Here is a 19,888-nt window from a genome sequence, read left to right as displayed (position 1 = left end):
ATGGGCCTCCTTTTTATAAGGGGTCGTTATTTCACTGCGCCGAAGGACAGGCCGCGCACCAGTTGCTTCTGGCTGATCCAGCCGAAGATCAGGATCGGCGCGCAGGCCAGGGTCGAGACGGCGGACAATTTGGCCCAGAACAAACCTTCGGGGCTGGAGTAGGAGGCGATCAACGCGGTCAACGGCGCGGCATTCGAGGAGGTCAGGTTCAGCGACCAGAACGCCTCGTTCCAGCACAGGATCAGCGACAGCAACACGGTGGACGCCAGGCCGCCCTTGGCGATGGGCAGCAGCACCCGCACCATTTCCTGCCACAGGGTGGCGCCGTCCAGGCGGGCGGCTTCGAGGATGTCCTTGGGGATGTCCTTGAAGTAGGTGTAAACCATCCACACCACAATCGGCAGGTTGATCAGGGTGTAGATGATGATCAGCGCGATGCGCGTATCCAGAAGGCCCATGCTCTTGGCCAGCAGGTAGATGGGCATCAGCACGCCCACCGGGGGCAGCATCTTGGTCGACAGCATCCACAGCAGCGTGCCCTTGGTGCGCTGGGTTTCGTAGAACGCCATGGAGTAGGCCGCCGGCACCGCAATCAGCAGGCACAAGGCGGTGGCGCTGAAGGAAATCACCACCGAGTTCCAGGCGAAGCTTGCGTAGTTGCTGCGCTCGTTGATGTGCAGGTAGTTCTCAAGGGTGGGCGTGAATATAAATTGCGGCGGCGTGGCAAAGGCGTCGATTTCGGTCTTGAAACTGGTGAGCACCATCCAGAAGATCGGGAAGAAAATCACGATCGCGATGGCCCAGGCCAGGGTGCCGAGCAACAGGCTTTGCAGGCGGCGGGATTGTTGAAGTGTCATGGCGCGGCCCTCAAGGCTTGTCAGTCAGGTTTTTGCCGAGCATCCGCACCAGGATGATCGCCGCGATATTGGCAATGACCACGGCAATCAAGCCGCCGGCCGAGGCCATGCCCACATCGAACTGCACCAGCGCCTGGTTGTAGATCAGGTAGGCGAGGTTGGTCGAGGCGTAGCCAGGGCCGCCGTTGGTGGTGGTGAAGATTTCGGCGAACACCGAGAGCAGGAAGATGGTTTCGATCATCACCACCACGGCGATGGGCCGGGCCAGGTGCGGCAGGGTCAGGTGCCAGAAGATCGCAATCGGGCCGGCACCGTCCAGGCGCGCCGCTTCTTTCTGTTCCTGGTCCAGGGACTGCATGGCAGTCATCAGGATCAGGATGGCGAAGGGCAGCCATTGCCAGGACACGATGATGATGATCGACAGCAGCGGGTAGTGCGCCAGCCAGTCCACCGGCTGCGCGCCAAACAGCTTCCACAGCGCCGCCAGCACGCCGGACACCGGGTGGAAAATCAGGTTCTTCCAGATCAGCGCACCGACGGTGGGCATGATGAAGAACGGCGAGATCAGCAGCACCCGCACCAGCCCGCGGCCGAAAAACTCACTGGCCTCCAGTAAGGCACTGATCAACACCCCCAGCACCACGCTGATCAGCAGCACGCTGCCCACCAGCAACAAGGTATTGGTAGCGCCGGGCAGAAAGCCCGAGTCGGTGATGAAGTAAGTGAAGTTCTCCAGGCCCACGAATTGGTTTTCGCCGGGGTAGAGCAGGTTGTAGCGGATCAGCGAAAAGTACAGGGTCATGCCCAGCGGCACGATCATCCACAGCAGCAACAGGGCCACCGAGGGGCTGACCAGGAACCAGCCGGGGTTGCGCAGGCGGCTTTTAGACGTATTCATGACAATCAGAACCCATTGGAGGCAAACAGAATCGGCCTTGGAATGCGGTCAATGTAGGCGCTGGCTTGCCAGCTCCCACATTGACGGTGGTGAGCCTGGGCTATTTGGGGTAGCCGGCGCGCTTCATTTCCCGCACGGTGGTGGTTTGCGCCGCCGCCAGGGCCTGGTCCACGCTCTGCTGGCCGGTCAGGGCGCCGGAGAAGAACTTGCCCACCTGGGTACCAATGGCCTGGAACTCGGGAATGGTCACCAACTGGATACCGATGTAGGGCACGGGCTTGACGGTCGGTTTGGTCGGGTCCGCGACTTTCAACGACTCCAGCGTCACCTTGGCAAAGGGGGCGGCCTGCATGTATTGCTCGCTGTAGGTTGAGGCGCGGGTGCCTGGCGGCACATTGGCGATGCCATCGGTCTTGGCCGCCAGCGCGCCGTACTCCTTGGACGTCGCCCAGGCACTGAAGACCTTGGCGGCGTCCTTGGCCTTGGAGCTGGCCGGGATCGCCAGGGACCAGGAATACAGCCACGAGGTGCCTTTGTCGGTGACCTGCTGCGGGGCAAAGGTGAAGCCCACGTGGTCGGCGACTTTGCTCTGGGTCTTGTCGGTGACAAACGAGCCGGCGACGCTGGCATCCACCCAGATCGCGCATTTGCCGCTGTTGAACAGCGCCAGGTTTTCATTGAAGCCGTTACTCGAGGCGCCGGGTGGGCCGGACTTCTTCATGTTGTCGACATAGAAGTTCAGCGCGTCCTTCCACTCAGGACCATTGAATTCGGGTTGCCACTTCTCATCGAACCAACGCGCGCCATAGCCATTGGCCAGGGTGGTGATCAGGGCCATGTTCTCACCCCAGCCGGCCTTGCCGCGCAGGCACAGGCCGTATTGCTCCTTGCTCTTGTCGGTGAGCTTTTGCGCAAACTCGCCAATCTGCACCCAGGTCGGATGCGCTGGCATGTTCAGCCCGGCAGCCTTGAACAGGTCAGTGCGGTAGTAGGTGATGGAGCTTTCGGCATAGAACGGCAGGGCGTACAGCGAGCCCTTGACCGAAAGGCCGTCGCGCACCGAAGGGAACACGTCGTCCAGGTCGTAGGAGGCCGGCAGATCCTTCATCGGCTCCAGCCAGCCCTTGGCGCCCCAGAGTGCGGCTTCGTACATGCCGATGGTCAGCACATCGAACTGCCCGCCCTGGGTCGCAATGTCAGTCGTCAGGCGTTGGCGCAGCACATTCTCTTCGAGCACCACCCAGTTCAACGTGATGTCCGGATGCTCGGCCTCGAAGGTTTTCGAGAGCTTTTGCATGCGGATCATGTCGCTGTTGTTGACGGTGGCAATGGTCAGGGTTTGCGCGCCAAGGCTGACGGCGCTGAGGGTCATGCAGGTACAGGCAAGCAGAGCTTTTGCTGAGAAATTCATCGCGCACTCCATTTCTGCGCCCAGGGGCTGCAGAAGGACAGTTTTTGTTGTTGTGTCTTCCCAGGCGGCAGGAAGAGTGTGCGTCGATTACAGCCTTCTGCAGGCGCGGTGACAAATCCTTGGGAGCACTTGAAGTGATACTTTTTTGCACTGGGCTGCAAAGCGTTCAATATCTAGCAGGGGAGCGGCGACCTGTTATTTCTGACAGTAGACGGGAAAGAACAGGAGAGGGTTAATAGTTTGGTAAACCTAACCAGGAGATGTTTATGAACTGCTCTCGCGTCAATCCCCAAGGCCACACCCTCTATAAAATCGCATTGGGCTTACTTATGGCGGTTTTTATCGGGGGCTGTAAAACACCACCTCCGGAACCACGCGAACCTCCTTGTACTCAGGCGGGGTATTTTAAAAGTACTGACAGAGTCGGGGGGTTCTACCGATGTGTGTATGACAAAGAGATCCAGCGTTGGATTCAGTATCCTTTTACATGTCCCGTCGGGCTGGAGTTTGACGAGCGTGTGACCGCATGTGTGAGGCCCTGATATTTTCGGAAAGCACTGTCTGTTGGGTGAGCCAACGCATAAAAACCAGGGGATAAGTGCATTGCACCTATCCCCTGGTTTGCTGTAGCTCAACCCGGAAAGTGTCGCTGTTGGATCCAGACGTCATCTATATCGTAGACCCCGCCAGTTGTCGGATTCATAACCGCGATTGAGGCTTGAAAATTACCGCCTTTCCAATAACCCATGTACTCATCGACATAGTTCCATGTATTAAGGTTTGTTACGGTAATGTTGCGCGTCAAATTAGCCAGATGAATATACATGCTGGTTGGCCCACCAATGCTTGCAAACTTGTTGACCCTGTATTTGAACCTGACTCGATAATACCCGTAGTCGACCGGGGTATATATTTTGTAGATTCTGACACCATCCCCTGTCATGGGTCCGTGCCGCAGGTAATAGTTGCCGTCCGCCTCGCGCTGGATGCTTTTCTGTTCGGGGTACTGGCTGATCCAGCCATTCATGAACCCACCGGTAAAGGGCGTTTTGTCTGAGATCAGCAGGCTCAATATGGAATACGTAACCACGGGAAACTCAAGTGCTTGCCACTCATCAGTACTGTGATTGAGGGCCACTTTGAACTGCATTGTCAGTCGAGTGCCGTTCCCCAGGTCTCTCAGGTAGGTATTGAGTACCGTCAGCAATTGATACCCTTGATTCAACCACCCATCACTCACCCGTGCACCCTGGGTACCATCCAGCAGGGTCAAGTTGTGTGCCGTGCCGTCGGGTTTGTTACCGATCAGGCGCAGCCATACGGGCTGGTTCCTGGCAATGAACGGCCAAGTCCCCAACCTTGCTGTTGCATCACCGATCAACTCGTCCACATTGAGTACGCCGTTAGCTGCTTCATCAATACGGATCACGGTTTTGTTCAGTTCGGCCGCAGGAATAGCCTTCAGCGTAACGGTCAACACTGCAGACGAACGGAGTTCGCCATTGCGCCAGACCGTATATTTCAAGGTGAAGGTGGTGTCATGGTTGCCAATATTGGCTGCAATCAGCGCCGCCGGCAGGTCGAAGGTGACCGTTCCATCCGTTTCTCCGTCTTTTGGTCCGATCAGCCCTGAGCCTGCTCCCGGCGCGCCGACCACCTCCAGGGTGAGTCTGTCGGAGGTATACATCGGGCTATACGTCGCGTTTACCTTGGCCCCGTACTGTGCGACGAGTGGCAACAGGGTCACCGAGCTGCCAGAGCCGGTAGCCCCCATCAATTCGGGTAGCGGAAACTGCGCCGGGACGGCCTGGACGGTATACCTGCGTTCCGGGAACCACAGGGCATTGGACTTGTTGTTGGTTTGGTCGAACGTCGCGCCAAAACGCATGAGAAATTGCGAGCCATCCTTGAGCTGGCGCAGCTCAAGTACCGGTGCCGGTGACTGGATACCGTTCTGTTCGCCGGTATAGGTCACCAGATCGCCGTCGAACAGCACAGCGTAGAACGGTGTGTCATTGGCATACGTGCCACTGAGTTCAAACCACATCCGTTGATAGCGACTGATAAAGCTCCAGCGTTCGACCATGGCGCGTTCGGTACCGATCAACCGGCTGATGTCCAGCACGCTGGTGGTATGGCCTTCGAGGTAGGGCAGGGGCAGCACAGGCGCCAGCAGGTACAGGCTCAGCACCGGCGAAGGTTTTTGATGGACACCTAACAAGACGAAGTACTGCACCTCGATGTAGCGCCCGTAGCCATTGAGGTTGGCCCCAATCACCTCTGGGGGCACCTCAAAGTGCACGGTCTTGGAGGTATTGCCATCCTTCGTTTCACAATGGGTCCCAATCTCCGGGATACCGGTCCAACACGCGAGCACCCGATGGCTGGACAGCATCTGCGGGTAGGTGACGGCAATGGTCGCCCCGTGCAGCGCGGCCTCGGGCACCAGTTGGTCGGGATAGCGCTGGGCTTGCAACACTTCCGGCCGCAGCAGGTCCAGGGCTTCACCGACGGTGACGGTCAACACTTCCGAGTAGCGCGTGGCACCGCCACTGGCAGGCACCAGCGAATAGCTGAAGCGAATTTCGCCATTCCTGCTGGCAACGATCAGCGCCTCATCCAGGTTGAACAACACGGGTTTGCCCGCCGTTGCGGAGTTGAGGGAAATCTCGTCACTGGCCGAACCGTTGCTGGTAGCCCCCAGCAAGGTCCACTTGAACACATCGCCTGGGATCGTTCGTGTGTACGGCAGGGTCGCCTGGACCAGGCCGCCTTTTATGCGCGCCGGGTCCAGATTGTTGAACTCGTCCACATATTGCATCTGCGGCGCTGGGAGATCGGCATAGCGCAGGCCAAAGGTCACTTCCAGTACCTCGGACTTGCGTATGGCCTGGATGGCGGGGTTCATGACCTGTGTCGTGCCGTTATCGACGAGGTAGAACACCCGGACGGGGCCAAGCCCGACGAAACGTTCGAATTTTTCCTGGAGGACAATCCGATACCGCTCTGGCGGCGGCTCGGCGCCTGCCAATAAGGTCTCTTCATAAAACACCAGGCCGCCTCCTGACCGCACCGCCTCCATACGCAGTGTCACGTTGTAGTTGCGGTCGTAAGGGGTGTAGCGCGGAAAGATGACTTTGATATAGGGATGTTCAGGGTCAATGTTGCCGCCTTCGTTCTGCTCGATGGTCATCGCCGGCATCGTGCTTTTCGTACCATGAACCGTAATGTTCCGGCGCTGGGAGCGGGCGAGGAACACGCCACCGGCTGTTGTCAGGGTGTATTCGAACTGCATGTGCCCATTGAGCACTGCTTCGAGGTCTTTCAGGTCTATTGGGACGGTGGACGACAGCTCGATTCGCGCTGGAAACGGCGCCAGGGTCCTCTCAAAGGACGCGCCCGCAGCATCGGCCCCGCTCAACGTCACGACAATCAAGGCCCCGGCCGGTGTCAGCGTGCCATCAGGCAGCCTTCTGGGCACCACCATTTCCAAGAAGAAGCCTGAACTATGGATATCGAGATTGACGTCAATGACGGAGTACCCGCCTACCACGAAGTGCGCTGCCGGGAGCAGTTTACGATCCAGATTGCTCACCACCGTGACGGCCTGCGACCACTGCTGCAGCTCACCGGAATAGTTGAACACCTTGTCATACAGCCGGAAGCGAATAATGACCTCGCCACTGCCGCCCAAATAGATGGTTGACTCAGGGATCACCACGGTAATGGGCTTGATGCCGGCGACATGCTCGTCATCAATCCGCAGCTTGGTCGGATGGCCGTTCCAATGCACTTCGGCAGTGTCACCTACCGTGATATTGGGGTAGGGGTCGATTGTCAGTTCCACGTTCTCCTTGGCGCGTTCGGGGTCAAGATCATTGCCCACCAGGTCGGGCGGCAGGTGTATCACCAGCTCGGTGTGATAGGACAATGCAGGATCTTTACTGACCCCGCCCGGGCGAGTGGTCTTGACATACCAGGTCTCACGAGGGGAAGTACTGGGGATGTCAGTGCCTCTGCGAGTGACCTCGACAAAACAGGGATAGATAAAGTTTTCCGGAATAAGCTCCGGAAAGATGACCAGCTGCAAAAGATGTTTGTCCAGATCCTCATCCCTGACCTGATCCGAGGCGATGGCAAAGTGATCGCTGCCCATATAGAACTTGTAGGAGTCACCTACCTCGAGTTTGGTCCAGCGCTGTAAATGCAAGGTCATCCAAGGCCGGGTTGAGCTGATGCCGAGCCCACGCGCAGCTCCCGGCAGCGGGATCACCTGGTCGCTGACAAAGGGTGGGGCCAACTCGTCTGCATCAGTCGGTTGCCCAGGTTCGGGGTTATGCGGCAGGCGAGGCAAAGCGGGCGGAGTAGGTGGCGCGGGCTTCTTCATCGAGGGTGCTCCTTGTGCAGGAAAACTGGACAAAGACATCACACACCCAAGGTGGTCGTGCAGGTAACTGTCAAAATTGACAGTGGCGACGGGCGGTTGTGAATGAAGCGTTCTCAGCCGCTCAGGCCAGGTTCTGCTCGGTCAGGCGCTGTACCGCCAGGCGTCGGTAATGCGACGGCGTCATGCCTTTGAGCTGCTGGAAGCGCCGGTTGAAATTGGAGATGTTGTTGAAGCCCGACTCGAAGCACACATCGGTCACGGCCTTATCGCCATCGGCCAGCAGTTCGCAGGACTTGCTGATCCGCAGGCGATTGACGAACTCGATGAAGGTGCGGCCGGTGGCTTGCTTGAACACCCGGGAAAAGTAGGTGGGTTTCATCCCCAGGTAGTGTGCGACTTCTTCCAGGGACAATTCCCGCGCGTAATGGGCAAAAATGTAGTCCACCGCACGGTTGGTCCTGTCGATGCTGTGCTCATCGGCCAACTGCGCGGTGGCTCCTCCCGACAGCACTTGGTAGTCCTCGCAGGCACAGAGCGCCTCCAGCAGCACAAAAAAATGCCCCAGCCGCGCCATCCCATGGGTGTCTTCGATGCGCTGCATCAAGGTCAACGCCTGGGCGATGGTCTTTTGGCAGCGGAACTCAATGCCGTATTGTGCCCGCTCCAACAGCGGCGAGAGGCTCTTGAGTTCAGTGAAGACCTGGCTGCCGCCTTCCAGCAACTCATCGGTGAAATTCACCAACATGTCGCGCTTGGGCACCACTTCGTCTTCCTCCACCTGGCTGATCCAGTTGTGGGGCAAGTTGGGGCCGGTAAGGAACAGGCTTTGCGGGTGGAAGTTGCCGATATAGTCGCCGATAAACACCTTGCCGGAGCTGGCGACAATCAGGTGCAACTCGTACTCCTTGTGGAAGTGCCAGCGCACCAGCGGGCAGGGGAAGCCATGCTGGCGATAGATGATGGACAGGCCGTTGTGATCGTCCATCAACTCGTAGGAAGGGTCGGTGATGCGCGTTGCTCGGCTCATGCTGGCGTCGCTTTTATTGTGGTTGCGCAGCCGATAATGCCCCGTTGCGCGCCACCTCGCCAGCGTCGGTGTTTAAAGAGCGCGGTTTTTTGCCTCGATCCACTGCGCCATGTACTGGGTACTTTTATGCAGGTGGTGGCGCAACATGCTGCCGGTAAAGTTGTTGCGCCGGTGCTGCGCCAGTTCGCCCAGGCAATGTTGCAGGCGTTCAACCAGTGCGGGCCCGTGGACCTGCGGGGCAAAGCGACGGGCCAGCAGCGCACGGCCATTGGCCTGGGCCTCGGTCCAGGCTTGCCGATCTTCGTATAGCGCCACGGCGGCGGCGGCCAGGGCCGTGGCGCTCTGGGCGACCGTCCCGGGCCAGGGCTGCCCGTCGGTCATGCCTTCGGCGCCGATGGGGGTGGTAATGCTCGGGGTGCCGCAGAGCATGCCATCGGCCAGCTTGCCCTTGATCCCGGCACCGAAGCGCAACGGGCCCAGGCAGATGCGCGCAGCCGACATCACTTGCAGGGCGTCCTCGGCCCAGTTCATCACATGAAAACCCTGGGCCGGATTGTGCAGCGCGGTGGCCTTGGGGGGGGTGTAGGCACCATAGATGTGCAACTGGGCGCCGGGGAGCTGCTGGCGAATCAACGGCCAGAGGCTGTTTTTCATCCAGAGCACCGCATCCCAGTTGGGGGCGTGGCGGAAGTTACCGATGCTCAGGAAATGCGCGCGGTCCTCATAGGGGATAAACCCCTCGCTGGGGGCGTCGATCATCAACGGGCACCAGTGGAGCAGGGCGGCGGGCACCTTGAACTGTTCGGTGAGCAGTTGGATCTCCACATCGGAAATCATCAGGCTGATATCACAGCGGTAGATCGCCGCGATCTCGCGCTTGGCCAGGTCGGTATCGGCCATCCTCTGGAACTCTTCGTCCAGGGCCGGGGCGAACACGGGGCTGAAGTCATCCGCGTGTGGCTGCTGCTTCAGGTAGTCTTTCAGGCGCTGCTGGCGGGCATCGCGCAGGCTTTGCAAGTCCGAGGTTTCCAGGACGCGCAGGGCATCCGGGCAATGCTTCTCCACCCGCCAGCCGAACTGCTCCTCCATCATAAAGCGATCGAACAACACGATATCCGGGGCCAGTTCACGGATAAAGTCGTCGAAACTGCAGTTATTGAGCTCGATGGCGCATTCGCGGATACCCAGTGCCGCCAGGTCAGCCTTGTGTTCACCGATAGCGGCCGGGCTGCTGAAGGTGATGGCCCAGCCTTGCGCCAGAAAACTTTCCAGGATCTGCATCATATGCCCGCCGGCGGCCGAGGAGCGGGGCTCCGGCCAGACGTAACCGATAACCAGGACGTGGGTGGCAGGCTGACTTTTCAACGGTGAATTCCTTCAAGGGCAGGCAAACGCGGCGCAATTAAACCACAGCAGCCCGGCGCGGGCGCAGTCATGACATTTTGTGTTCGGCCATAGGTGTCATTCGCACTTTGTGGTTAACTTCCGCCTCTCGAATTCGTTTCGTCTAACCCAGCATAAGGATTCCGTTCATGGCTCAAGTCACCCTCAAAGGCAACCCGGTCCAGGTTGAAGGCCAGTTGCCGCAAATCGGTAGCCAGGCCCTCGACTTTTCCCTGACCGCAGGCGATCTGTCGGACGTCACCCTGGCGACTTTCGCCGGCAAGCGCAAAGTACTGAACATCTTCCCAAGCGTTGACACCCCGACCTGCGCCACGTCGGTACGCAAGTTCAATGCCCAGGCCAACGAGCTGAACAACACCGTTGTACTGTGCATCTCCACCGACCTGCCATTTGCCCAGGCGCGTTTCTGCGGCGCCGAAGGCCTGGAAAACGTGAAGAGCCTGTCGGACTTCCGCAGCGCCGATTTTGCCGTTGACTACGGTGTATCCATTGCCGACGGCGCCCTCAAGGGCCTGACCGCCCGCGCCGTGGTGGTACTGGACGAAAACGACAAGGTGCTGCACAGCGAGCTGGTTGGCGAAATCGCCGAAGAGCCAAACTACGAAGCGGCCCTGGCTGTACTGAAGTAATTGCGGCAGCGCGTTACTGTCGCTTTGCAGTAACACGTATGATGCATGCTTGCGGCCTGGCCTAGTCCAGGCCGTTTTTATTTGTGCTTCAGCGGTTTAGGCCAAATAGCTGATGTTGCCCCACGAAAAGTAAATGTTTGTAAGCCTGAAGGTAAATAGCCGGTAAAGGCGCTTTTCTAAACGCGCCCCAGTGCTTATCTTTCAGCCTCCCACAGTAGAAGCCCTCGCCTCCAATGGTTGATCAATCCATGCAATCGTCCCCCCGTAGTTCCCGCCGCTGGCTGTTTGGCTTGCTCGTCCTGTTGGTTGTTGCCTTCCTGTGCTGGAAATTCTGGCCGACCGGCACCGCCCAGAAGGAGGCCCCGGCAGCCAGGACCAGCAAGACCGGGATGATGCGTCCCGGCTTCGGCGGCTCGGGTGCGGCGGTGCCGGTACGTGTCGCACCCGCGGTCGCAGGGGATTTCCCGGTGTACTACAAGGCACTGGGGACGGTGACGGCCTTGAACACCATCAATGTGCGCAGCCGGGTCGGGGGGGAGCTGGTCAAGATCGCCTTTGAAGAGGGGCAGATGGTCAAGGCCGGCGACCTGCTGGCGGAAATCGACCCGCGCAGTTATCAGAATGCCTTGCTCCAGGCCCAGGGCACGCTGATGCAAAACCAGGCGCAATTGAAAAACGCCCAGGTTGACCTTGAGCGTTATCGCGGCCTCTACGAACAGGACAGCATCGCCAAGCAGACCCTGGACACCGCTGCCGCGCTGGTCCTGCAATACCAGGGCACGGTCAAGACCAACCAGGGGGCGGTGGATGACGCCAAGCTCAACCTTGAGTTCACCAAGATCCGTGCGCCGATTTCCGGGCGCGTTGGCTTGCGCCAGTTGGACGTCGGTAACCTGGTGGCGGCTAATGACACCACCGCCCTGGCGATCATCACCCAGACCCAGCCAATCAGCGTGGCGTTCACCTTGCCGGAAAACACCCTGCAAACCGTACTGGCCCGCTATCGCGGTGGCAACAAGCTGCCGGTGCAGGCCTGGGACCGTGGCGACCTGCAACTGCAAGCCACCGGTGTGCTGCAAAGCCTGGACAACCAGATCGACGTCACCACCGGCACCCTGAAATTCAAGGCGCGCTTCGATAACCACGACCAGGTGCTGTTCCCCAACCAGTTCGTCAACGTGCGGCTGCTGGCCGACACCCTGAAAAACGTGGTGCTGGTACCTTCGGCCGCGATCCAGTTCGGCACCAATGGCACCTTTGTCTACGCCCTGGACGGTGACAAGAAGGTCAAGATTCGCACCCTGGTGATTGGTGAGACCGATGGCCAGAACACCGTGGTCAAGGAAGGCCTGGCCGCCGGCGACCGCGTGGTACTGGAAGGCACCGATCGCCTGAAAGATGGCACCGATGTGGAAGTGGTCAACGACAGCAACCAGGTGCCCACCGGCCCGACCGAACACTTGCAGGGCAAACCCGCGGCACAAGGCGAAGGCAGCCCGACGGCTGAAGCCGGCAAGGCGCAAAAGGCCGGCGCATGAACCTGTCACGGCTGTTTATCCTCAGGCCCGTCGCCACCACCCTGAGCATGCTGGCCATTGTCCTGGCCGGCCTGATCGCCTATCGCTTGATGCCGGTGTCGGCCTTGCCCCAGGTGGATTACCCGACCATCCGCGTCATGACCCTGTACCCCGGCGCCAGCCCGGACGTGATGACCAGCGCGGTCACCGCGCCCCTGGAACGCCAGTTCGGGCAAATGCCGGGCCTGACGCAGATGGCCTCCACCAGTTCCGGCGGGGCCTCGGTCCTGACCCTGCGCTTCAACCTCGACGTCAATATGGACGTGGCCGAGCAACAGGTGCAGGCGGCGATCAACGCGGCCAGCAACCTGTTGCCCTCGGACCTGCCGGCGCCGCCGGTGTACAACAAGGTCAACCCGGCCGATACCCCGGTACTGACCCTGGCCGTCACCTCCAAGACCATGCTGTTGCCCAAGCTCAATGACCTGGTCGATACGCGCATGGCGCAAAAGATCGCGCAGATCAGCGGCGTGGGCATGGTCAGCATCGCCGGCGGCCAGCGCCAGGCCGTGCGGATCAAGGTCAACCCCGAGGCCCTGGCGGCCAATGGCTTGAACCTGGCCGACGTACGCAGCCTGATCGCCGCCTCCAACGTCAACCAGCCCAAGGGCAACTTCGACGGCCCGACACGGGTGTCGATGCTCGATGCCAACGACCAGTTGGTATCGCCCGAGCAGTACGCCGAACTGATCCTGGCCTACAGCAACGGTGCACCGCTGCGCCTCAAAGACGTCGCGCAAATCGTCGATGGCGCAGAAAACGAACGCCTAGCCGCCTGGGCCAATGAAAACCAGGCCGTATTGCTCAATATCCAGCGCCAGCCGGGCGCCAACGTGATCGAGGTGGTGGACCGGATCAAGGCGCTGCTGCCGAGCATCACCGACAACCTGCCAGCCGGTCTCGACGTGACGGTACTCACCGACCGCACCCAGACCATCCGCGCCTCGGTCACCGATGTGCAGCATGAACTGCTGATCGCCATTGCGTTGGTGGTAATGGTGACGTTCCTGTTCCTGCGCCGTTTCAGCGCCACCATCATCCCGTCGATTGCCGTGCCGTTGTCGCTGATCGGCACCTTTGGCGTGATGTACCTGGCTGGCTTCTCCATCAATAACCTGACGCTGATGGCCCTGACCATCGCCACTGGGTTTGTGGTGGACGATGCCATCGTGATGCTGGAGAACATTTCCCGCTATATCGAGGAAGGCGAGACGCCGATGGCGGCCGCGCTCAAGGGCGCCAAGCAGATCGGCTTCACCCTGGTTTCCCTGACCCTGTCGCTGATCGCGGTCTTGATCCCGCTGCTGTTCATGGCCGATGTGGTCGGGCGGCTGTTCCGCGAATTTGCCATCACCCTGGCGGTGGCGATCCTGATTTCCCTGGTGGTGTCCCTGACCCTGACGCCGATGATGTGCGCACGCCTGCTCAAACGCGAACCCAAGGAAGCAGAACAAGGGCGTTTCTACAAGGCCAGTGGCGCGTGGATCGACTGGCTGGTTGCCGCCTACGGGCGCAAGCTGCAATGGGTGCTCAAGCATCAGCCGCTGACCCTGTTGGTGGCCATTGCCACCCTGGGCCTGACGGTGGTGTTGTACCTGGTGGTGCCCAAGGGCTTCTTCCCGGTGCAGGACACCGGGGTGATCCAGGGCATTTCCGAGGCACCCCAGTCGATATCCTTTGCGGCCATGAGCCAGCGCCAGCAGGAGCTGGCGAAGATCATCCTCGAAGATCCCGCAGTGGAAAGTCTTTCTTCCTACATTGGCGTCGATGGCGATAACGCCACCCTCAATAGCGGCCGCCTGCTGATCAACCTCAAGCCCCATAAAGAGCGGGACTTGAGCGCCGTCGAGGTGATTGCACGCCTGCAACCGACACTGGACAAACTGGTGGGGATCCGTCTGTTTATGCAGCCGGTGCAGGACCTGACCATCGAAGACCGTGTCAGCCGCACCCAGTACCAATTCAGCATGTCCTCCCCGGATGCCGACCTGCTGGCCCTGTGGAGCGGCAAGCTGGTACAGGCCCTGAGCCAGTACCCGGAACTCACCGATGTGGCCAGCGACCTGCAGGACAAAGGCTTGCAGGTGTACATGGTGATCGACCGCGACGCGGCCTCGCGCCTGGGCGTGTCGGTAGCCAATATCACCGACGCCCTGTACGACGCCTTCGGCCAGCGGCAGATTTCCACGATCTACACCCAGGCCAGCCAGTACCGCGTGGTGCTGCAGGCCCAGTCCGGCGAAAGCCTGGGGCCGGACGCGCTGAACCAGATCCATGTGAAAACCACCGATGGCGGCCAGGTGCGCCTGTCCAGCCTGGCCCGCATCGAGCAGCGCCAGGCGCAGTTGGCGATTACCCATATCGGCCAGTTCCCCGCAGTAATGATGTCATTCAACCTGGCCCCCGGCGTGGCCCTGGGCAAGGGTGTGGAGCTGATCAACCAGGTGCAGAAGGACATTGGCATGCCGGTCGGCGTGCAGACCCAGTTCCAGGGCGCCGCCCAGGCGTTCGAAGCCTCGCTGTCGAGTACGTTGCTGCTGATCCTGGCGGCAGTGGTGACCATGTATATCGTGCTGGGCGTGCTGTACGAGAGCTATATCCACCCGATCACCATCCTCTCGACCTTGCCATCGGCAGCGGTGGGGGCCTTGCTGGCGTTGCTGCTCACGGGCAATGACCTGGGGATGATCGCGATCATCGGCATCATCCTGCTGATCGGCATCGTGAAGAAGAACGCGATCATGATGATTGACTTCGCCCTCGACGCCGAACGCAACCAGGGCCTGGACCCGCAGACCGCAATCTACCAGGCGGCGTTGTTGCGTTTCAGGCCGATCCTGATGACCACCCTGGCGGCGCTGTTCGGTGCGGTGCCCTTGATGCTGGCCACCGGCTCCGGCGCAGAGTTGCGCCAACCCCTGGGCCTGGTGATGGTCGGTGGCTTGCTGTTGAGCCAGATCCTCACGCTGTTTACCACGCCGGTGATCTATCTGTACTTCGACCGCCTTGGCCGTCGCTGGCGCAAGTCCGAAGCGCTGGAGCCGGTTGAGCCATGAACCTGTCCGGACCTTTTATCCGCCGGCCGGTAGCCACCATGCTGCTGAGCCTGGCGATCATGTTGCTGGGTGGCGTCAGTTTCAGCCTGCTGCCAGTGTCGCCGTTGCCGCAGATCGACTTCCCGGTGATTGTGGTCTCTGCCAGCCTGCCTGGCGCGAGCCCGGAAGTGATGGCGTCTACCGTGGCCACGCCGCTGGAACGGTCCTTTGGCGCGATTGCCGGGGTCACCACCCTCAGCAGTTCGTCCAGCCAGGGCTCGACCCGGGTGATTCTGGCGTTTGACTCCGACCGTGATATCAACGGCGCGGCGCGGGAAGTGCAGGCGGCAATCAACGCCTCGCGCAACCTGTTGCCCAGCGGCATGCGCAGCATGCCCACCTACAGGAAGATCAACCCGTCCCAGGCGCCGATCATGGTGCTGTCGCTGACCTCGGACGTGTTGCCCAAGGGCCAGCTCTACGACCTGGCGTCCACCATCCTCTCGCAAAGCCTGTCCCAGGTACCGGGTGTGGGCGAGGTGCAGATCGGCGGCAGCTCCCTGCCGGCGGTGCGCATCGAGCTGGAGCCCAAGGCCCTCGACCAGTACGGCGTGTCCCTGGATGAGGTGCGCGACACCATTGCCAATGCCAACGTGCGCCGGCCCAAGGGCTCGGTGGAAGATGGCGAGCGCAACTGGCAGATCCAGGCCAATGACCAGCTGGAAAAGGCCAAGGATTATGAGCCGCTGCTGATCCGCTACCAGGACGGTGCCGCCTTGCGCCTGAGCGATGTGGCGAAGATCAGCGATGGCGTCGAAGACCGCTACAACAGCGGTTTTTTCAACAATGATGCAGCGGTGTTGCTGGTGATCAACCGCCAGTCCGGCGCCAACATCATCGAGACCGTCAAGCAGATCAAGGCCCAGTTGCCGGCGTTGCAGGCGGTGTTGCCGTCCAGCGTCAAGCTCAACCTGGCCATGGACCGTTCGCCGGTGATCACCGCCACCCTGCATGAGGCAGAAATGACCCTGCTGATTGCCGTGGCCCTGGTGATCCTGGTGGTGTACCTGTTCCTCGGCAACTTCCGCGCCTCGCTGATCCCGACCCTGGCGGTGCCGGTGTCGCTGGTGGGCACTTTTGCGATCATGTACCTCTATGGATTTTCCCTGAACAACCTGTCGCTGATGGCCCTGATCCTCGCCACCGGCCTGGTGGTGGACGATGCCATCGTGGTGCTGGAGAACATTTCCCGGCATATCGACAACGGTATCGCGCCAATGAAGGCAGCGTACCTGGGGGCCAAGGAGGTCGGTTTTACCCTGCTGTCGATGAACGTGTCGCTGGTGGCGGTGTTCCTGTCGATCCTGTTTATGGGCGGGATTGTCACCAGCCTGTTCCGTGAATTTTCCATCACCCTGGCGGCGGCGATCATTGTGTCGCTGGTGGTTTCGCTGACCCTGACCCCGATGCTCTGCGCGCGCTGGCTCAAGCCCCATGTCAAAGGGCAGGAGACCGGTTTGCAGCGCTGGAGCCAGAAGGTCAACGACCATATGGTCGCGGGTTACGCCCGTAGTCTGGACTGGGTGCTGCGGCACAAGCGGCTGACCCTGCTCAGCCTGTTCGTGACCATCGGGGTGAATATCGCGCTGTATGTGGTGGTGCCCAAAACCTTTATGCCGCAACAGGACACCGGGCAATTGATCGGTTTTGTGCGCGGCGATGACGGCCTGTCATTCAGCGTCATGCAGCCGAAGATGGAGATCTTCCGCAAAGCCGTGTTGCAAGACCCGGCAGTGGAAAGCGTGGCGGGTTTTATCGGTGGCAGCAACGGCACCAACAACGCGGTGATGCTGGTGCGCCTCAAGCCGATCAAGGAACGCCAGCTGTCGGCCCAGGCGGTGATCGAGCGCTTGCGCAAGAACGTGCCCCTGGTACCCGGTGGCCGCTTGATGCTGATGGCCGACCAGGACCTGCAATTTGGTGGTGGCCGCGACCAGACGTCTTCGCAATATTCCTACATCCTGCAAAGTGGCGACCTGGCGGCCTTGCGCCTGTGGTACCCGAAAGTGGTCGCCGCGCTGCGCGAGTTGCCGGAACTAACCGCCATCGACGCCCGCGAAGGGCGGGGTGCGCAACAGGTGACGCTGATTGTTGATCGCGATCAGGCCAAGCGCCTGGGCGTGGACATGAACATGGTTACCTCGGTGCTGAACAACGCCTACAGCCAGCGGCAGATTTCCACCATTTATGACAGCCTCAACCAGTACCGGGTGGTGATGGAGGTCAATCCGAAATACGCCCAGGACCCGATCACCCTCAATCAGGTGCAGGTGATTACCGCTGACGGCGCGCGAATTCCGCTGTCGACCATTGCCCACTACGAAAACAGCCTGGCCGACGACCGCGTCAGCCACGAAGGGCAGTTTGCCTCCGAAGACATTGCCTTCGACATGGCGCCCGGGGTCACGGTGGAGCAGGGCACGGCCGCCATCGAGCGGGCGATTGCCAAGGTCGGCTTGCCGGAAGACGTGATCGCCAAGATGGCCGGCACCGCCGATGCCTTCGCCGCCACCCAGAAAAGCCAGCCCTTCATGATCCTCGGCGCATTGGTCGCGGTGTACCTGGTGCTGGGGATTCTCTATGAAAGCTACATTCACCCGCTGACCATCCTCTCGACCCTGCCCTCGGCCGGGGTCGGCGCGCTGTTGTCGATCTACGTGCTGGGCGGCGAGTTCAGCCTGATCTCGCTACTGGGTCTGTTCCTGCTGATTGGCGTGGTGAAGAAAAACGCGATCCTGATGATCGACCTGGCCCTGCAGCTGGAGCGCAAGGAAGGCATGCAGCCCCTGGAATCCATACGCAGTGCTTGTTTGCTGCGCTTGCGGCCGATCCTGATGACCACCCTGGCGGCGATCCTCGGGGCCTTGCCGTTGCTGCTGAGCACCGCCGAAGGCGCGGAAATGCGCCAGCCCCTGGGCCTGACCATTATCGGCGGGCTGGTCTTCAGCCAGATCCTGACCCTTTACACCACCCCGGTGGTTTACCTCTATCTCGACCGCCTGCGCCACCGTTTCAACGGCTGGCGCGGGGTGCGTACCGACGCTGCCCTGGACACTCCGCTATGACCGAATCAATTGTTTTCCGGGCCCCTGCACTGACGGTGATGTTTTGCGCCGTGTTCCTCAGCGCCTGCGCCATCGGCCCCGATTACCAGCGCCCGCAAGTTGCCGAGCCGACGCAGTACAAAGAAGCCCAGGGCTGGCGCCAGGCCGCCCCCAGCGATGCCCTGGCCCGTGGCGCCTGGTGGGAGCTGTATGGCGACCAGCAACTCAACAGCCTGGTGGACAAGCTCAACAACGCCAACCAGACCGTGGCCCAGGCCGAAGCCCGCTACCGCCAGGCCCAGGCCACGGCACGCAGCTCCCGTGGCGCGTTCTTTCCGACCGTCGACCTGAGCGCCGGGAAAACCCGCGCCAGCCAGGGCACGGGTAGCAGTAATGCGAGCTTGAGCAGCTCCAGCAGTGGTATCCGCGACACCCTCAACACCCAGTTGGGGGTGAGCTGGGAAGCCGATATCTGGGGCAAATTACGCCGAGGCCTGGAAGCCAGCGACGCCAGCGCCCAAGCCAGCGCCGCCGACCTGGCGGCCATGCGCCTGAGCCAGCAGTCGGAACTGGTGCAGAACTACCTGCAATTGCGGGTCATGGACGAACAGACGCGCTTGCTGCAAACCACCGTCGAGACCTATCAGCGCTCGCTACAAATGACCCAGAACCAGTACCGCGCCGGCGTCTCAGGCAAGGACGCTGTCGCCCAGGCCCAGACCCAGCTCAAGAGTACCCAGGCCAGCCTGATCGACCTGATCTGGCAACGGGCGCAACTGGAAAACGCCATCGCGGTATTGATCGGCGAACCTCCCGCCATGTTCAACCTGGCGGTGAGCAAGGACATACCGGCACTGCCGCAGATTCCTGCAAACCTGCCATCGCAACTGCTGGAACGCCGCCCGGATATTGCCTCGGCGGAGCGCGCAGTGATTGCCGCCAACGCCAATATCGGCGTGGCGAAAACCGCCTACTACCCCGACCTGACCCTGAGTCTGGCCGGTGGTTACTCCAGCAGCACCTATGCCGACTGGATCAGCCTGCCCAACCGCTTCTGGTCGGTGGGGCCGAAACTGGCGATGACCCTGTTCGACGGCGGGCAGCGCTCGGCAGAAGTTGACCGCGCCGAAGCGTCCTACGACGAAACCGTGGCCAAGTACCGCCAGACCGTACTCGACGGTTTCCGCGAGGTGGAAAACTACATGGTCCAGCTCAAGGTTCTGGAAGACGAGGCGGGCGTGAGCAACGAGGCCCTGGAGTCCGCGCGGGAATCTCTGCGCCTGACCCAGAACCAGTACAAGGCCGGCCTGATTGCCTACCTGGATGTGGTCAACGTCCAGGCGACGGCGTTGAGCAACGAACGTACCGTGCTGACCTTGCTGCAAACCCGGCTGGTGGCCAGCGTGCAACTGATTGCAGCGCTGGGTGGTGGTTGGGATGGCCAGTTGGAGCCAAACGAAAAACCCTGACCCTGTCGGCGATGGTCGTCAACGATAACGGATGAACAGCTGATAAACCCTCAGGGGTTATTGCTGACGCCATCGCGGGCAAGCCCGCTT

General features: G+C 60.6%; 12 protein-coding genes. 6 read left to right on the top strand and 6 right to left on the bottom strand.

What is annotated here, in order from left to right:
• Window positions 1-26: 26 nt before the first annotated feature.
• From JFT44_RS11950 to JFT44_RS11940, 3 genes are all read right to left on the bottom strand, one after another.
• The gene (locus JFT44_RS11950) at window positions 27-857 is read right to left on the bottom strand and encodes a carbohydrate ABC transporter permease (RefSeq protein ID WP_057436636.1); all 831 of its coding nucleotides are present in this window, start codon (window positions 855-857) and stop codon (window positions 27-29) included.
• Window positions 858-867: 10 nt separating this feature from the next.
• Window positions 868-1,755, bottom strand: a complete 888-nt coding sequence (locus JFT44_RS11945) for a carbohydrate ABC transporter permease (protein ID WP_057436634.1) — start codon at window positions 1,753-1,755, stop codon at window positions 868-870.
• A 100-nt stretch (window positions 1,756-1,855) separates the two neighbouring features.
• Window positions 1,856-3,166, bottom strand: a complete 1,311-nt coding sequence (locus tag JFT44_RS11940) for a sugar ABC transporter substrate-binding protein (protein WP_128593054.1) — start codon at window positions 3,164-3,166, stop codon at window positions 1,856-1,858.
• Between the two features lie 260 nt (window positions 3,167-3,426).
• On the opposite strand from JFT44_RS11940, the gene JFT44_RS29130 reads away from it, so the two are divergent.
• On the top strand, window positions 3,427-3,708 hold the full coding sequence (locus JFT44_RS29130; RefSeq protein WP_081044227.1) for a chitin-binding domain-containing protein: 282 nt from the start codon (window positions 3,427-3,429) through the stop codon (window positions 3,706-3,708).
• Between the two features lie 89 nt (window positions 3,709-3,797).
• On the opposite strand, the gene JFT44_RS11930 is transcribed toward JFT44_RS29130, so the two are convergent.
• The 3 genes from JFT44_RS11930 to JFT44_RS11920 all read right to left on the bottom strand — a co-directional run bounded on the left by JFT44_RS11930 (window position 3,798) and on the right by JFT44_RS11920 (window position 9,945).
• The gene (locus JFT44_RS11930) at window positions 3,798-7,553 is read right to left on the bottom strand and encodes a hypothetical protein (protein ID WP_128593055.1); all 3,756 of its coding nucleotides are present in this window, start codon (window positions 7,551-7,553) and stop codon (window positions 3,798-3,800) included.
• A 121-nt stretch (window positions 7,554-7,674) separates the two neighbouring features.
• A complete protein-coding gene (locus JFT44_RS11925; protein ID WP_057436628.1) occupies window positions 7,675-8,580 on the bottom strand; it encodes an AraC family transcriptional regulator in 906 nt (301 codons plus the stop codon).
• 72 nt (window positions 8,581-8,652) lie between these two features.
• Entirely contained in the window at window positions 8,653-9,945 is a 1,293-nt protein-coding gene (locus tag JFT44_RS11920; RefSeq protein WP_169989687.1) for a glycosyltransferase, read from the bottom strand.
• Window positions 9,946-10,112: 167 nt separating this feature from the next.
• Here JFT44_RS11920 and tpx point away from each other — a divergent pair, with 167 nt between their 5' ends.
• The 5 genes from tpx (at window position 10,113) to JFT44_RS11895 (ending at window position 19,798) form a co-directional block, all read left to right on the top strand.
• Window positions 10,113-10,613, top strand: a complete 501-nt coding sequence (tpx, locus tag JFT44_RS11915; RefSeq protein ID WP_057436626.1) for a thiol peroxidase — start codon at window positions 10,113-10,115, stop codon at window positions 10,611-10,613.
• A gap of 233 nt (window positions 10,614-10,846) precedes the next feature.
• Entirely contained in the window at window positions 10,847-12,151 is a 1,305-nt protein-coding gene (locus tag JFT44_RS11910; protein WP_120733170.1) for an MdtA/MuxA family multidrug efflux RND transporter periplasmic adaptor subunit, read from the top strand.
• Window positions 12,148-15,246, top strand: coding sequence for an MdtB/MuxB family multidrug efflux RND transporter permease subunit (locus tag JFT44_RS11905; protein WP_120733168.1), 3,099 nt, complete (start codon window positions 12,148-12,150; stop codon window positions 15,244-15,246). The genes JFT44_RS11910 and JFT44_RS11905 overlap by 4 nt, the downstream gene beginning before the upstream one ends.
• A complete protein-coding gene (locus tag JFT44_RS11900; protein WP_057959463.1) occupies window positions 15,243-18,350 on the top strand; it encodes an efflux RND transporter permease subunit in 3,108 nt (1,035 codons plus the stop codon). The genes JFT44_RS11905 and JFT44_RS11900 overlap by 4 nt, the downstream gene beginning before the upstream one ends.
• Window positions 18,347-19,798: an efflux transporter outer membrane subunit gene (locus JFT44_RS11895; protein WP_198830710.1), complete on the top strand. Its 1,452-nt coding sequence runs from the start codon at window positions 18,347-18,349 to the stop codon at window positions 19,796-19,798. Before JFT44_RS11900 ends, JFT44_RS11895 begins: the two co-directional genes overlap by 4 nt.
• Window positions 19,799-19,888 lie beyond the last annotated feature (90 nt).

The organism is Pseudomonas sp. MF5691, from assembly GCF_016405645.1.
Lineage (GTDB): Bacteria > Pseudomonadota > Gammaproteobacteria > Pseudomonadales > Pseudomonadaceae > Aquipseudomonas > Aquipseudomonas shahriarae.
This window is presented reverse-complemented; position numbering and strand designations above follow the sequence as displayed.